14 protein-coding genes are annotated in these 14,791 nt (G+C 72.4%); 12 read left to right on the top strand and 2 right to left on the bottom strand.

Features of this window, described 5'->3' with window-relative positions; all coding sequences use genetic code 11:
- Positions 1–116: 116 nt before the first annotated feature.
- Positions 117–1,334, top strand: coding sequence for a sensor histidine kinase (locus ACIPPS_RS10745; protein ID WP_401429379.1), 1,218 nt, complete (start codon positions 117–119; stop codon positions 1,332–1,334).
- Positions 1,331–1,999 carry a response regulator gene (locus ACIPPS_RS10740; RefSeq protein ID WP_401429377.1) on the top strand — a complete coding sequence of 223 codons (669 nt, stop codon included), beginning with the start codon at positions 1,331–1,333 and terminating at the stop codon, positions 1,997–1,999. Before ACIPPS_RS10745 ends, ACIPPS_RS10740 begins: the two co-directional genes overlap by 4 nt.
- 117 nt (positions 2,000–2,116) lie before the next feature.
- On the opposite strand, the gene ACIPPS_RS10735 is transcribed toward ACIPPS_RS10740, so the two are convergent.
- The gene (locus ACIPPS_RS10735) at positions 2,117–3,121 is read right to left on the bottom strand and encodes a Gfo/Idh/MocA family oxidoreductase (protein ID WP_401429374.1); all 1,005 of its coding nucleotides are present in this window, start codon (positions 3,119–3,121) and stop codon (positions 2,117–2,119) included.
- Positions 3,122–3,276: 155 nt separating this feature from the next.
- Here ACIPPS_RS10735 and ACIPPS_RS10730 point away from each other — a divergent pair, with 155 nt between their 5' ends.
- From ACIPPS_RS10730 to ACIPPS_RS10690, 9 genes are all read left to right on the top strand, one after another.
- Complete coding sequence (locus ACIPPS_RS10730) at positions 3,277–3,996, top strand: GntR family transcriptional regulator (protein ID WP_401429590.1); 720 nt, start codon at positions 3,277–3,279, stop codon at positions 3,994–3,996.
- A gap of 108 nt (positions 3,997–4,104) precedes the next feature.
- Positions 4,105–5,121, top strand: a complete 1,017-nt coding sequence (locus ACIPPS_RS10725; RefSeq protein WP_401429372.1) for a sugar ABC transporter substrate-binding protein — start codon at positions 4,105–4,107, stop codon at positions 5,119–5,121.
- Complete coding sequence (locus ACIPPS_RS10720; protein WP_401429370.1) at positions 5,118–6,173, top strand: ABC transporter permease; 1,056 nt, start codon at positions 5,118–5,120, stop codon at positions 6,171–6,173. The genes ACIPPS_RS10725 and ACIPPS_RS10720 overlap by 4 nt, the downstream gene beginning before the upstream one ends.
- A complete protein-coding gene (locus tag ACIPPS_RS10715; protein WP_401429368.1) occupies positions 6,170–6,985 on the top strand; it encodes an ATP-binding cassette domain-containing protein in 816 nt (271 codons plus the stop codon). The genes ACIPPS_RS10720 and ACIPPS_RS10715 overlap by 4 nt, the downstream gene beginning before the upstream one ends.
- A 55-nt stretch (positions 6,986–7,040) precedes the next feature.
- Positions 7,041–8,219 (top strand): ROK family glucokinase, encoded by a 1,179-nt coding sequence (locus ACIPPS_RS10710; protein ID WP_401429366.1) that lies wholly within the window; start codon positions 7,041–7,043, stop codon positions 8,217–8,219.
- Complete coding sequence (locus ACIPPS_RS10705; RefSeq protein WP_401429364.1) at positions 8,216–8,791, top strand: hypothetical protein; 576 nt, start codon at positions 8,216–8,218, stop codon at positions 8,789–8,791. Before ACIPPS_RS10710 ends, ACIPPS_RS10705 begins: the two co-directional genes overlap by 4 nt.
- Positions 8,792–8,926: 135 nt before the next feature.
- On the top strand, positions 8,927–10,195 hold the full coding sequence (locus ACIPPS_RS10700) for an alpha/beta fold hydrolase (RefSeq protein ID WP_401429362.1): 1,269 nt from the start codon (positions 8,927–8,929) through the stop codon (positions 10,193–10,195).
- Positions 10,196–10,234: 39 nt separating this feature from the next.
- The gene (locus ACIPPS_RS10695; protein WP_401429360.1) at positions 10,235–10,867 is read left to right on the top strand and encodes an MBL fold metallo-hydrolase; all 633 of its coding nucleotides are present in this window, start codon (positions 10,235–10,237) and stop codon (positions 10,865–10,867) included.
- Between the two features lie 65 nt (positions 10,868–10,932).
- Positions 10,933–11,712 carry an exodeoxyribonuclease III gene (locus ACIPPS_RS10690; RefSeq protein WP_401429358.1) on the top strand — a complete coding sequence of 260 codons (780 nt, stop codon included), beginning with the start codon at positions 10,933–10,935 and terminating at the stop codon, positions 11,710–11,712.
- A 49-nt stretch (positions 11,713–11,761) separates the two neighbouring features.
- Here the strand turns inward: ACIPPS_RS10690 and ACIPPS_RS10685 are convergent, their stop codons facing one another.
- The gene (locus tag ACIPPS_RS10685) at positions 11,762–14,089 is read right to left on the bottom strand and encodes an FG-GAP repeat domain-containing protein (RefSeq protein WP_401429356.1); all 2,328 of its coding nucleotides are present in this window, start codon (positions 14,087–14,089) and stop codon (positions 11,762–11,764) included.
- Positions 14,090–14,243: 154 nt separating this feature from the next.
- Here ACIPPS_RS10685 and ACIPPS_RS10680 point away from each other — a divergent pair, with 154 nt between their 5' ends.
- Positions 14,244–14,681 carry a DUF6278 family protein gene (locus ACIPPS_RS10680; protein WP_401429354.1) on the top strand — a complete coding sequence of 146 codons (438 nt, stop codon included), beginning with the start codon at positions 14,244–14,246 and terminating at the stop codon, positions 14,679–14,681.
- Positions 14,682–14,791: the final 110 nt, after the last annotated feature.

Genomic DNA, 14,791 nt, shown 5'->3' with positions numbered 1-14,791 from the left:
CCGCGTCGGTCATGAGGCCACACCCGGTGCTACCGAAGTCGCCACCCGCGCGACTTTGGTAGCTTCCGGAGCCGCCGACCCGGCTCCGGGACCCTGACCTGCGTACGTTGGTGGGTATGACACGTACGGACCCCTACGCCTGGCTGCTGCCCTCGGCCATGGCCGACCCCGCGGCCGGCGGCGAGCCCGGCCGCGGTCCGCGGCGGACCGTACGGGACTGGGTCGTCGACACCGCGCTCTTCCTCTGCGCGGTCTTCGTCGGTCTCCTCGCCGCCGAGGCGAGCGACCAGTACAACAGCGAGCTCGTCTCCTTCGTCGACCAGCTCGTCGGAGCCGCCGCCTGCTGCGCCCTCTGGCTCCGCCGCCGTTGGCCCGTCGGCCTCGCCGTCGCGCTCTCCCTCGTCAGCGTCGTCGCGCCGGTCGCCGGGGGCGCCTTCCTGGTGAGCCTGTTCAGCGTCGCCGTCCGGCGGCCCTTCCACGAGATCGCCTGGATCGGGGCGCTGTCCGCCGCCTGCTCCGTCGCCCAGGTCTTCGTCCGCCCCGACCCCGCCACCGGAGCGCCCCTCGGGATCGCCATCGGCCTGATCCTGATCCTGCTCATGACCGCCTGGGGCATGCTCGTCCGCTCCCGGCGCCAGCTCGTGGAGGCCCTGCGGGAACGGGCCCGGCGCGCCGAGGCGGAGGCCGAACTCCGCGCCGCGCAGGCCCAGCGGCTGGCCCGGGAGGCGATCGCCCGCGAGATGCACGACGTCCTCGCCCACCGCCTCACCCTGCTCAGCGTGCACGCCGGAGCCCTGGAGTTCCGCCCCGACGCCCCGCCCGAGCAGGTCGCCCGCGCCGCCGGCGTCATCCGCGACAGCGCCCACGAGGCGCTCCAGGACCTCCGCGAGATCATCGGAGTCCTGCGCGCGCCCGGCGAGGGCGGCGAGGGCGACCGCCCCCAGCCCACCCTGGCCACCCTCGACGAGCTGGTCGCCGAGTCCCGCGCCGCCGGCGCGAAGGTCGTCCTGGACACCACCGTCGACGACCCGGCCGCCGTCCCCGCCGCCACCGGCCGCACCGTCTACCGGATCGCGCAGGAGGGCCTCACCAACGCCCGCAAGCACGCCCCCGGCACCGACGTCACCGTCACCGTGCGCGGCAGACCCGGCGACGGGCTGACCGTCGACATCCACAACCCCGCCCCCACCGGCCCGGTCCCGCCCGTCCCCGGCTCCGGCCAGGGCCTCATCGGGCTCACCGAGCGCGCCACCCTCGCCGGTGGGCGCCTCGACCACGGAACGGCCCCCGACGGCGGCTTCACCGTCCACGCCTGGCTACCGTGGCCCTCATGACCATCCGGCTGCTCATCGTCGACGACGACCCCCTGGTCCGCGCGGGACTCACCCTGATGCTCGGCGGCGCCGACGACATCGACATCGTCGGCGAGGGCACCGACGGCCGGGACGTCCCCGACCTCGTCGCCCGGCTCGCCCCCGACGTGATCCTCATGGACATCCGGATGCCGTACGTCGACGGCCTCACCGCCACCGAACGGCTGCGCGCCCGCCCCGACGCGCCCCAGGTCGTCGTGCTCACCACCTTCCACGCCGACGAACAGGTCCTGCGGGCCCTGCGCGCCGGGGCCGCCGGTTTCGTCCTCAAGGACACCCCGCCGGCCGAGATCGTCGCCTCCGTGCGCCGGGTCGCGTCCGGCGACCCCGTCCTCTCCCCGGCCGTCACCCGTCAGCTGATGACCCACGTCGTCGGCCGGCAGGAGCAGCCGCGGCGCACCACCGCCACCGGCCGCCTCGCCGAACTCGCCGAGCGGGAACGCGCGGTGGCGGTCGCCATCGGCCGCGGGCAGTCCAACGCGGAGATCGCCGCCGCCCTGTATCTGAGCGTGCCGACGGTCAAGACCCACGTCTCACGGATCCTGGCCAAACTCGGCCTCAACAACCGCGTCCAGATCGCGCTCCTGGTCCACGACGCCGGCCTCCTGGACGAGGACGGCTCATGACCGTGACCCGGACCCGGTGACCGGGACCCGGTGACCGTGACCCGGCCCCGGTGACCCGGTGACCGCGCCCCGGCCGTCCACGTCGGGGCGCGGCGCCGCAGACCGCCGGCGCGGGGGCTACCGGGGAATCTCGTCCAGCCGGACCGGGCGGCCCTCGCGGCGCGAGAGCTCGCACGCCTCGGCGATCCGGAGTGCCTCCAGGGCCTCCCGGCCGTCGCAGGGGTTCGGCGCCTCACCCCGTACCAGCCGTACGAACGCGTCGAGTTCGGCCTCGTACGCCGGAGCGAACCGCTCCAGGAACCCGGTCCACGGCTTGACCGGGGCCGCGGGACCCGACGGCTCCACCGAGGTGAGCGGGGTCCGGTCGTCCAGGCCGACGGCGATCTGGTCCCGGTCGCCCGCCAGCTCCATCCGTACGTCGTAGCCGGCCCCGTTGCACCGGGTCGCCGTCGCCGTCGCCAGCGTGCCGTCGTCCAGGGTGAGCACCGCCGCCGCCGTGTCCACGTCGCCCGCGGCGCGGAACATCGCCGGACCGGCGTCCGAACCCGTCGCGTACACCGAGACGACCTCGCGCCCCGTCACCCAGCGCAGTATGTCGACGTCGTGCACCAGGCAGTCCCGGAAGAGCCCGCCGGAGAGCGGCAGGTACGCGGCGGGCGGCGGGGCCGGGTCCGAGGTCACCGCCCGTACGGTGTGCAGCCGGCCGAGCCGCCCCGACCGCACCGCCTCGCGGGCCGCCACGTACCCGGCGTCGAAGCGGCGCATGAACCCGAGTTGGAGCTCCGTGCCCGCGGCCTCGACCGCCCGCAGCGCGCCGAGCGTGCCCGGCACGTCCAGGGCGATGGGCTTCTCGCAGAAGGCGGGGAGCCCGGCGCCCGCCGCCCGGGCGATCAGGTCGGCGTGGGCGGCGGTGGCGGAGGCGATGACGACGGCGTCGAGCGCGTGATGGTCCAGGAGGGCGTCGACGGTCGGCGCCACGTCCGCGCCGAGCGCCCCGCCGACCCGCGCCGCCCGGTCGGCGTCCGCGTCCGCCACGACCAGCGACGCGACCTCCGGGTGGCGGGCGAGCGCGCCCGCGTGGAAGGCGCCGATACGGCCCGTTCCGATCAGTCCGATACGCATGGCCCCAAGGTGGTGCCGGACCGGGACCCTGTCAAGGATTTGTCAGGACAATCGGACTTCACCACTTCCTGTCATCATCTCCTCGGGCTACGCTCCCGTCCGTGTCCAAGCAGCCGTCCGCGCAGCCGTCGCCCGCCCAGCCGCTGCCGCTCACCGTGGACCGCACCAGCCCGGTCCCGCTCTACTACCAGCTCGCCCGGCAGCTGGAAGCGGCCATCGAGAACGGGGCCCTGGCCCCCGGCAGCCTGCTCGGCAACGAGATCGACCTCGCCACCCGTCTGGGCCTGTCCCGGCCCACCGTCCGGCAGGCCATCCAGTCCCTGGTCGACAAGGGCCTCCTGGTCCGCAGGCGGGGCGTCGGCACCCAGGTCGTGCACAGCCAGGTCCGGCGCCCGCTGGAGCTCAGCAGCCTCTACGACGACCTGGAGGCGGCCGGTCAGCGCCCCGCCACCCGGATCCTGGTCGACCGGGTCGAGCCCGCCGCCGCCCCGGTCGCCGCCGCCCTCGGCATACCGGAGGGCAGCGACGTGCGGTACGTGGAGCGGCTGCGCACGGCGCACGACGAGCCCATGGCGTACCTGCGCAACCACCTCCCGACCGGCCTGCTCGACCTGGACCCGGGCCGGCTGGCGACGACCGGCCTCTACCGGTTGATGCGCGGCGCCGGTATCACTCTGCACAGCGCCCGGCAGACCGTCGGCGCCCGGGCGGCGACGGCGGCGGAGGCCGAGCTGCTCGCCGAGAGCGAGGGGGCGCCGCTGCTCACGATGGAGCGCACGACCTTCGACGACACGGGCCGGGCCGTCGAGTTCGGCTCCCACCTCTACCGGGCCTCGCGGTACGCGTTCGACTTCCAGTTGCTGGTCCGCCCGTGACCTGCCGACAACCTCCGGATGACCCACACACGACCCACTGACGTCCGCGCGACCCCCATGACCGATACTGCAATGCACGCAGAAGGACATAAAGGAGGGCACGGCCTCGTGACCAGGCTTCGGACAGGAGGGGTACGCGCCGCGATCGGCGCCGTGCTCGCGGTGGCGCTCACCGCCGCACTCGCGGGGTGCAGCAGCACCGGCGGGAAGCGCGCGGAGGACGCCCGCAAGGCGGCGGCCCAGGGGAGAGCGGCTGTGGACACCCCCCGGTGGACCTTCGCCATGGTGACCCACTCGGGCGACGGCGACACCTTCTGGGACATCGTCCAGAACGGCGCCGAGCAGGCCGCCGTCAAGGACAACATCAACTTCCTCTACGCCCACAGCGACGAGGCGCAGCAGCAGGCCCAGCTCATCGACTCGTACATCGCGAAGGGCGTCGACGGCCTCATCGTCACGCTCGCCAAGCCCGACGCGATGAAGGCGGCCGTGGCCAAGGCGGTCAAGGCCGGCATCCCGGTGATCACCGTGAACTCCGGGGCCGAGCAGTCCAAGGCCTTCGGGGCGCTCACCCACATCGGCCAGGACGAGACGGTCGCGGGCGAGGCGGTCGGCGACGAGCTGGACGGGCGCGGCAGGAAGAAGGCCCTGTGCGTCCTGCACGAGCAGGGCAACGTCGGTCACGAGCAGCGCTGCGCCGGCGCGAAGAAGACCTTCGACGGCGAGATGACGAACCTGTACGTCGACGGCACCAACATGCCCGACGTCCAGGCGTCCATCGAGGCCAAGCTCCAGTCGGACCCGGCCATCGACGCCGTCGTCACCCTCGGCGCGCCCTTCGCGGACGCCGCCGTCCAGGCGAAGAGGACGGCGGGCTCCCGGGCCGAGGTCGACACCTTCGACCTCAACGCCAAGGTCGCCTCCGCGCTCTCCGCCGGCACCCTCGGCTTCGCCGTGGACCAGCAGCCCTACCTCCAGGGCTACGAGGCCGTCGACCTGCTCTGGCTGTACAGGTACAACGCCGACGTCCTCGGCGGCGGCAAGCCGGTCCTCACCGGCCCCCAGATCATCACCAGGGACGACGCCGCCGCGCTCGAGGACTACACGGAGCGGGGCACTCGATGAGCGCGTCCGCCCCGACGGGGGACGGCCTCGACCACGTCGACGAGCGGCTGCTGCGCACCTCCCCGCTGAAGAAGCTGCTGGCCCGGCCGGAGCTCGGCTCGGTCGTCGGCGCGGCCGCCGTCTTCGTCTTCTTCGCGATCGTCGCCGACAGCTTCCTGAACCCCTCCAGCCTGGGCACCGTCCTCTACGCGGCCTCCACGCTCGGCATCATGGCCGTGCCCGTCGCGCTGCTGATGATCGGCGGCGAGTTCGACCTGTCGGCGGGCGTCCTGGTCACCAGCTCGGCGCTGATCTCCTCGATGTTCAGCTACCAGATGACGGCGAACGTCTGGGTCGGCGTCGGCGTCTCGCTGCTCGTCACCCTCGCCATCGGCGTCTTCAACGGCGTCATGCTGACCCGTACCAAGCTGCCGAGCTTCATCATCACCCTCGGCACGTTCCTGATGCTGACCGGTCTGAACCTCGGCTTCACCAAGCTGATCAGCGGCACCGTCTCCACGAAGTCGATCGCCGACATGGAGGGCTTCTCCTCGGCGAGGAAGCTCTTCGCCTCGCAGCTGACGATCGGCGGCGTCGACCTCAAGGTCACCATCCTGTGGTGGATCGGCCTGGTCGCGCTCGCCACCTGGATCCTGCTGCGCACCCGCTTCGGCAACTGGATCTTCGCCGTCGGCGGCGGCGCCGACGCGGCCCGCGCGGTCGGCGTCCCGGTCGTCCGGACCAAGATCGGCCTCTACATGGGCGTCGCCTTCTGCGCCTGGATCGCCGGCCAGCACCTGCTCTTCTCGTTCGACGTCGTCCAGTCCGGAGAAGGCGTCGGCAACGAGCTGATCTACATCATCGCGGCAGTCATCGGCGGCTGTCTGATCACCGGCGGCTACGGCTCCGCCATCGGCTCGGCCGTCGGCGCGTTCATCTTCGGCATGACCAGCAAGGGCATCGTGTACGCGGAGTGGAACCCGGACTGGTTCAAGTTCTTCCTGGGAGCGATGCTCCTGCTGGCGACCCTGCTGAACGCCTGGATCCGCAGGCGCGTGGAGGCAACCAAGTGACCCCCCAGACCCCGACCCCGGCGCCGGGCGCCCCGCCGCTCGTCGAGCTGGACGACGTCAGCAAGTTCTACGGCAACATCCGCGCCCTCGAAGGGGTCTCCCTGGAGGTCCACGCGGGCGAGATCACCTGCGTCCTCGGCGACAACGGCGCCGGCAAGTCCACCCTCATCAAGATCGTCGCGGGGCTCCACCGGCACGACGCCGGCACCTTCCGCATCGAGGGCGAGGACGTCTCCCTGGCCAACCCGCGCGAGGCGCTGGACCGCGGCATCGCCACCGTCTACCAGGACCTCGCCGTCGTCCCCCTGATGCCGGTCTGGCGGAACTTCTTCCTCGGGTCCGAGCCCACCAAGGGCGCCGGACCCTTCAAGCGCCTCGACGTCGAGCGGATGCGCGCGACCACCCGTACCGAGCTGCTGCGCATGGGCATCGACCTGCGCGACGTCGACCAGCCCATCGGCACCCTCTCCGGCGGCGAGCGCCAGTGCGTGGCCATCGCCCGCGCGGTCCACTTCGGAGCCAAGGTCCTGGTCCTGGACGAGCCGACGGCGGCGCTCGGCGTCAAGCAGTCCGGGGTGGTCCTGAAGTATGTGGCCGCGGCCCGTGACCAGGGCCTCGGGGTGGTCCTCATCACCCACAACCCGCACCACGCGTATCTCGTCGGTGACCGTTTCGTGCTGCTCAAGCGCGGGGTCATGGCGGGCAGCCACACCAAGAGTTCGGTCACCCTGGACGAGTTGACCCGGCAGATGGCCGGCGGCAGCGAGCTGGAGGACCTGCGGCACGAGCTGGAACGCCCGAATCCTTCGTAGCCGCTCCCGGCGTTCGTCACGGCCCTCCGACACCGCACCTGGCAGAATCGAGCCGATGAGTACCTACCGCGACCTCTCCCACCGGGGCGCCGCCCGTGCCACGGTGCTGCGGACCGTCGGCACCCGCGAACGGCGCTCGCACCTGACCGCGCCCCGGGTGCCGACCGTCGGCATCGACATCGGCGGTACGAAGGTCATGGCCGGGGTCGTCGACGCGGACGGCACGATCCTGGAGAAGGTCCGGACCGAGACGCCGGACAAGTCCAAGAGCGCCAAGGTCGTCGAGGACACCATCGTCGAGCTGGTCCTCGACCTCTCCGACCGGCACGACGTGCACGCCGTCGGCATCGGCGCGGCGGGCTGGGTCGACGCCGACCGCGCCACCGTCCTCTTCGCCCCGCACCTCGCCTGGCGCAACGAGCCGCTGCGTGACTCGCTCCAGTCCCGGCTGGCCGTGCCCGTCATGGTCGACAACGACGCCAACACGGCAGCCTGGGCCGAGTGGCGCTTCGGCGCCGGGCGCGGCGAGGACCACCTCGTCATGATCACGCTCGGCACCGGCATCGGCGGCGCGATCCTGGAGGACGGGCAGGTCAAGCGGGGCAAGTACGGGGTGGCCGGCGAGTTCGGCCACATGCAGGTCGTCCCCGGTGGCCACCGCTGCCCCTGCGGCAACCGGGGCTGCTGGGAGCAGTACAGCTCCGGCAACGCCCTGGTCCGCGAGGCCAAGGAGCTGGCGGCCGCCGACTCCCCGGTCGCGTACAACATCATCGAGCGGGTCAAGGGCAACATCCCGGAGATCACCGGCCCGCTCATCACCGAGCTGGCGCGCGAGGGCGACGCGATGTGCGTCGAGCTCCTCCAGGACATCGGTCAGTGGCTGGGCGTCGGCATCGCCAACCTGGCCGCCGCGCTGGACCCCTCGTGCTTCGTGATCGGCGGGGGCGTGAGCGCGGCCGACGACCTGCTCATCGGCCCGGCCCGGGACGCCTTCCGGCGCCACCTCACGGGGCGGGGGTACCGCCCCGAGGCGAGGATCGCCAAGGCGGAGCTGGGCCCCGAGGCGGGCATGGTCGGCGCCGCCGACCTCGCGCGGCTGGTCGCCCGCCGCTTCCGCCGCGCCAACCGCCGCCGGCTCGAGCGCTACGAACGGTACGAGCGGTACGCGCAGGTCCTGCGCTCCGCCACCGACCCACGCACCTCCTCCCGCACCACCCAGGACCCGCCCTCATGACCCTCCCCGCCCCGACCACCTCTCCCGAACAGGACGCGAAGCTGCCCGAGGACCGGCGCCACATGATCCGCCGCCGCTGGCTGACGGCGATCATCATCGTCCTGCTCGTCGGCATCCCCGCCGGGTACCTGATGATCTCCGCCGGGCAGAGCCGCGACAGCGGCCGCGACAAGGAGCGCGAGTCCTCGGCCACGGGCCTGAGCGACAACTGGCCCTCGCTGATGAAGCGCCGCGTCTTCGAGGTCCCGATCCCCTCGGGCAGCCAGGACGTCGCCTACTACGAGACCAGCAACTGGAAGACCAGCCGGCTGTACGTCCAGTTCACGACGACCGCCGGCCGACTCGACGCGTTCCTGGACGCCGTCGGCTCCAGCCGTTCCGCGCTGACCCCCGGCACCATCACGGTGAGCGAGCGGGACGCGGACATCGTCGGCTGGGACTTCCCCCAGGACCGCACCTGGTCCTCCACCACGGTCACCCGCCCCCGCCCCCGCCCCACGGAAGACATCACGATCGACCTCACCGACCCGGCATCCCCCCGCGTGTACGTCGTCTCGGCGACGACACCCTGACGAGGCGACGACGTCGCTCTCGGCTCGTGGCCGCGGCGGTCGGGTTGACCTGCGGGTGGCGTGGAGAAGTGCTGAGAGTGTCCGCTCCGTGACCCGCGCATCTGGGGGATCGGGGGGTGTGAGAGCGTGCAGGGCGTGAGTGAGACACCGACGAACACCCTGCAATACCGCCTCGACGGGAGAGAAGACGCCCCCGTCCTGGTCCTGGGCCCTTCGCTGGGCACCACCATGCACATGTGGGACCGGCAGATACCCGACCTCACCCGGCAGTGGCGGGTCGTCCGGTTCGACCTGCCCGGGCACGGTGGGGCGCCCGCGCGGCCCTTCACCTCCGTCGCCGAGCTCGGCGACCGGCTGCTCGCCACCCTCGACGAGCTGGGCGTCCAGCGCTTCGGCTACGCCGGCTGCTCCATCGGCGGCGCGGTCGGCCTGGACCTCGCGCTGCGGGCACCCCACCGGGTCGCCTCGCTCGCCCTGGTGGCCACCTCGCCCCGGTTCGGCAGCGCCGACGAGTTCCGCCAGCGCGGGGTGATCGTCCGCGCCAACGGCCTCGACCCCATGGCCCGTACCGCCCCCGAGCAGTGGTTCACCCCCGCCTTCTGCGGCGCCCAGCCCGCCATCGTCGAGTGGGCCGTACAGATGGTCCGCACCACCGACCCCGGCTGCTACATCGGCGCCTGCGAGGCCCTCGCCCTCTTCGACGTCCGCGAGGCCCTCGGCCGGATCGGCGTCCCCGCACTCGTCCTCGTCGGCTCCGACGACCAGGTCACCGGCCCCGCCGAGGCCCGCACCCTCGTCGCCGGGATCAACGACGCCCGGCTCGCGGTCGTCCCCGGCGCCTCCCACCTCGCCCCCGTCGAGCAGCCGGCCGCCGTCACCGAGCTGCTCACGGACCACTTCGCCGGGATCGTCCACGACACCCAGGCCACGCTGCCCGCACCGCCCATGCCGCCCGTCTCCGCCTCCGTCGTGCCCGTCGCCGAGATCGCCCCCGTCGAGCCGGCCGCCGAGCCCGCCGGGGCCCCGCGCCCCGACCCGTACGAGCAGGGCGACAAGCTCCGCCGCGAGATCCTCGGCGACGCCCACGTGGAGCAGGCCAGGGCCGACGCGTTCGGCGCCGACCTCCAGGACCTCGTCACCCGCTACGCCTGGGGCGAGGTCTGGAGCCGCGACGGCCTGGACCGCCGTACCCGCAGCTGCGTCACCCTCACGGCCCTGATCGCCGGCGGCCACCTGGACGCCCTCGCCGACCACACCCGGGCCGCCCTGCGCAACGGGCTGACCCCCGACGAGCTGCGCGAGGTCGTGCTCCAGACCGCCGTCTACTGCGGACTGCCGGCCGCCGAGAGCGCCCTGCGTGTCGTCGGCAGGGCGATCAAGGAGGAGACCACGCCCCAGGCGTAGGCTGGCCGCACCCGTACGGCCCGTCGTGAGGTTGGTCCTGTGAAGCTGACGAAGAAGTCGCACGCCTGCGTCCGCCTGGAGAAGGACGGGCGCACACTCGTCATCGACCCCGGGACCTTCAGCGAGGAGGACGCCGCCGTCGGCGCCGACGTCCTCCTCGTCACCCACGAGCACGCCGACCACTTCAACGAGGATCGGCTCAGGGCCGGCCTTGAGGCCAATCCGGCGGCCGAGATCTGGACCCTGCGCAGCGTCGCGGAGAAGCTCTCGGCCGCCTTCCCGGGCCGCGTCCACACCGTCGGCCACGGCGACACCTTCGCCGCCGCCGGTTTCGACGTCCAGGTCCACGGCGAGCTGCACGCGGTGATCCACCCGGACATCCCCCGGATCACCAACATCGGTTTCCTGGTCGACGGCACCGTCTTCCACCCGGGTGACGCCCTGACCGTCCCCGAGCAGCCGGTGGACACGCTGATGCTGCCGGTGATGGCTCCGTGGAACAAGATCTCGGAAGTCATCGAGTACGTACGCGAGGTCAAGCCGCGTCGCGCCATCGACATCCACGACGCCCTGCTCACCGACCTCGCCCGGCCGATCTACGACAGCCAGATCGGCGCGCTGGGCGGGACGGACCACGGCCGGCTGACCCCGGGGGACTCCACCGAGCTGTGATCCACCGGCGGCGTGGCAAGCCGCGGGAACGGTGACTGTCGTACCCCGCCGTTAGGCTTTCCCTCATGCGCATCGCGACCTGGAACGTCAATTCGATCACCGCCCGCCTGCCCCGACTCCTGGCCTGGCTGGAGAGCACCGGCACGGACGTGCTGTGCGTCCAGGAGACCAAGTGCACCGCCGAGCAGTTCCCCACCGACGAGCTGCGCGAGCTGGGGTACGAGTCCGTGGTCAACGCCACCGGCCGGTGGAACGGCGTGGCCCTGCTCTCCAAGGTCGGCCTGCAGGACGTCGTCATGGGCCTGCCCGGCGGGCCCGCCTACGAGGAGCTGGACGAGCCCCGGGCCATCTCGGCGACCTGCGGACCGGTCCGCGTCTGGTCGGTGTACGTGCCGAACGGCCGCGAGGTCGTCCACGAGCACTACGCGTACAAGCTCCGCTGGCTGGAGGCGCTCCAGGCCGCCGTCGCCGAGGACGCGGCCGCCGCGCGCCCCTTCGCCGTGCTCGGCGACTACAACATCGCTCCGACCGACGACGACGTCTGGGACCGGGCCGCCTTCGAGGGCCTCACGCACGTCACGGAGCCGGAGCGGGCCGCGCTCGCCGGGCTGCGTGAGACGGGGCTCGTGGACGTGGTCCCGCGCCCGCTCAAGTACGACCACCCCTTCACGTACTGGGACTACCGCCAGCTCTGCTTCCCGAAGAACCGGGGCATGCGGATCGACCTGGTGTACGGCAACAAGCCGTTCGCCGACGCGGTCAAGGACAGCTACGTCGACCGCGAGGAGCGCAAGGGCAAGGGCGCGTCCGACCACGCCCCGGTCGTCGTCGACCTGGACGTCTAGACGGTGTGGCGCGCCGCCGACCCGGGTTCGCGAGGCGGCGGCGCGCTCGTCAGAGCACCTGGTGGTAGGTCGTGCCCGCGGGAGGGAGACCGGCGGTCGTGGCGGCCCGGGGCGCGAAGGGGGCCCGCCAGCTGCCCGTGCCGGCGTAGAAGTACGCCTTGCCCGCCGCGCTCCGCGCGTACAGATCGGGACGGCCGTCCTTGTTCGCGTCCCCGATCCCCACGACGTCCCGGTACTCGTTCCAGCCGGCGCCGACCTTGACGCGGGGGGCGTACGTGCCGTCCCCCTTGCCCAGGTACAGCCACAGCACACCGGCCCCGTCCCGGGCCACGAGATCACCGGCCGTAGCTCCGGCCACATCGCCGACGGCGACCAGCTCGTTGTAGATCCCCCACCCGAACCCGATCTTCTTCCGGGGCTTGTACGGCGCGGACGCGTAGCCGGTGCCCTCGTACAGGTACAGGTCACCGGCCTTGTCCACGGCGGCCAGATCGGCCCGTCCGTCGCCCGTCAGCTCACTGCCCCCGGCGAGGAGGTGGTAGGCGTCCCACCCGCCGCCGATCTTCCGGACGGGCTGCTCGATGAAGCCCTGCTTGTTTCCCAGGTGCAGCCACAGCACGCCGTTCCTGTCGCGGCTGATGACGTCGGGCGCCGTCGAGCCCGCCATGTCGCCGGCGGACTCGATGCGGTCGTACGCGCTCCACTTCACGGTGGACACCGTGCTCGCCCAACCGGGGGAGGCCGGGACGAGTCGCTTGGAGTCGTCGTCCCAGAGGGTGTCGACCCGGTCGAGGTAGCCGTCCGCCGGAAGCACGAGCAGGTCGGGCGAACCGTTGTCGGTGTAGTCGTGCGCCTGGGGCGTGCGAACCACCGTGAAGGTTCCTGAAGAGGTGACCCGGGGCATGCCGTTCCAGGGCGTGGCCGTCACCTTCCACTCGTACGCGCCGGGGAGGGCGCCCTCCTCGATCGCCCCCGGGTGCTGCCCGAGGACCCCCGCCCAGTCGATGCCCAGCGACCCGTCCGGGAAGACCCCGGTGCCCGTCGCGCCGGGGCGCACGGTCTGCGTGAAGCGCCGCGACGACTCCTGGTGGACGAGTTCGACGGTGAGGTCCGCCTTGGTGCTGGAGAACTTCCACGCCAGGCGGGTCCTGGCGACGCCGTCGAGGTTGAGGACGGCCGGGACACCATGCCCGACGTAGGTGAGGGGGGTGGTGTCCCCCTCGGCCTCTCCGGTGGAGGCGATCAGCTCGGCGGCCGGTCTCCCGTCGGCTCCGAGCGCGATCTGGTAGACGCCCTCGCCCTGCTCGGCGGTGGTGCCGAGGGCGAGCAGGGTGTCGCCGGGTCCCTTCGTCACACTCTGCGCGTGGGCGAGGAGCGGAACGGTGGTCCCGTCCGTCAGCGACCGGGCGGTGAACGTCCGCTGCGGCGTCCCGGGGACGGTCGCGGCGGAGTCGGCGGCCACGAACCAGTCGCCGAGCAGGCCTCCGGCGAGCCTCGCCTGGCCGTCGTAGGCGAGCGGGACGCGCGTGACCTCGGCCGAGCCGCGCTTCGCCGAGGCGAGGACGACCTTCTCGCCCGCGCTCTCCGTCCACGCGACATGGCTCGACGACAGAAGCATGAGGTCCCACCAGGTCCCCCCGGAGGAGACCGGGTACGTCTCGACGACGCGGCCGGTCGCCAGGTCGACGACTGCTCTGTCCTCCCTTCCTCCCGTGGTGGGGTGGTAGGAGGAGTGGCTGCCGAAAGCGAGGCCGGGCAGGCTGTCGCCGAGTGTGAACCAGCTGTACGTGCCGTCGTACGTGTCCGCCACCTCGCGGACGCTGCCCTTTTCTCCGTCCCTGCTGACGATCTTCGGGTGCTGATCGGCCTCGTTCATGACGAGGGCCGATCCCACCACCCCTTCGACCTGCCCGGCGGCTTCTCCGAACAGGTCGAAGGTGACGGGCGCGGTGCCGGCGGCCATGTCGTACAGCTTGACCTGCGCGTCGGTGGGCCGGTGGTACTCGTTCGTGACGACCGCCATGATGTCCGAGGCGGAGCCGGTGGCGTGATCGAGGGGACCCCTCTCGACCACGGTCGAGACGCCGTCCGCGTACCGGGTCCAGCGGCTGGTGCCCTCGGCGTCGTAGGACAGGAATCCCGTGGCTCCCGCTCCCACCAGTCGGCCGCCCGCGGCCAGGAACGGCACCGGAACAGGCGCGGTGGCCGCCGGAGCCGCCGGAGCCGCCGGGGCGGCCGGGGCCGTCGGGACCGCCGGGGCCAGGGCGGCGGACGACGGCGCGGCGACGGCGGCCGGTGACACGAACGGCGTGGCGGCGATCGTTCCCAGAACGACCCCCACCGACATCAGGACGCGACGCGACAGAACGGTATGCACAGCGTGTTCCTTCCTCATCCTCTTGGACACGGCCCTATGACCTACCGTCTCTTCGGAAGGTTGTACGACCGCTCTCGCCCGGCGTGGCCTCGCGGCGTGGATGATCTCCGCGCGCCGGGTGGTCCACGGGAGGGTGAAATGCGACGCTGTTCGGATGAACATCCCGTTCCTGGACAACTGGCGCAAGCGGCACGACGTCGATCCCTCGCCTCTGGGTGCGGCCTTCGACCGCGACCCCGAGGGAGTGGGGGAGCTGCTCGCCGAGTGCGAGCTGCTGCGCGCCAGGGTCCAGGACGCCGGGGTGACCCTCGACGACACCCCGGGCTCGCTCTCCGCCCTCGACCAGCTACCGCCGAGCTGGCGCGACGACCCGGAGGAGCTGCCCTGGATCGGCAACGACGCCGGCCTCTACCTGGGCACCGTCATCGTGCGGAACGTGCCGAGCGCGAGCTGGCAGGTGTGGCCCGGCGGCCAGCCCGTGGTGCGGCTCGCCTCGGGCCGTGAGATCAACGTCGTGGAGGCCGGACTCGACTGGGCCGTGACCGGATCGCCGGAGCTCTCCCAGGTCTACGGGGAGGCCGCCGAGTTCTGAGGTCCGGGCCACCGCACCCCGCCCGTACCCCCTCCCGGACACCCTTGTGCAGTAAATACGGCTTATGCCGCCCTTATGCGTGTCGAGCGTGAAGTCCCTTTTCGGGGCGG

Source organism: Streptomyces sp. NPDC090127 (genome assembly GCF_044746945.1).
Lineage (GTDB): Bacteria > Actinomycetota > Actinomycetes > Streptomycetales > Streptomycetaceae > Streptomyces.
Note: the sequence above shows the minus strand (reverse complement) of the source record. Positions and strands in the feature narration are given on the sequence as shown.

Coding starts and splice junctions, on each gene's coding strand:
- ACIPPS_RS10745 (WP_401429379.1), top strand. CDS start 117: ATGACACGTACGGACCCCTACGCCTGGCTGCTGCCCTCGGCCATGGCC.
- ACIPPS_RS10740 (WP_401429377.1), top strand. CDS start 1,331: ATGACCATCCGGCTGCTCATCGTCGACGACGACCCCCTGGTCCGCGCG.
- ACIPPS_RS10735 (WP_401429374.1), bottom strand. CDS start 3,121: ATGCGTATCGGACTGATCGGAACGGGCCGTATCGGCGCCTTCCACGCG.
- ACIPPS_RS10720 (WP_401429370.1), top strand. CDS start 5,118: ATGAGCGCGTCCGCCCCGACGGGGGACGGCCTCGACCACGTCGACGAG.
- ACIPPS_RS10710 (WP_401429366.1), top strand. CDS start 7,041: ATGAGTACCTACCGCGACCTCTCCCACCGGGGCGCCGCCCGTGCCACG.
- ACIPPS_RS10705 (WP_401429364.1), top strand. CDS start 8,216: ATGACCCTCCCCGCCCCGACCACCTCTCCCGAACAGGACGCGAAGCTG.
- ACIPPS_RS10690 (WP_401429358.1), top strand. CDS start 10,933: ATGCGCATCGCGACCTGGAACGTCAATTCGATCACCGCCCGCCTGCCC.
- ACIPPS_RS10680 (WP_401429354.1), top strand. CDS start 14,244: ATGAACATCCCGTTCCTGGACAACTGGCGCAAGCGGCACGACGTCGAT.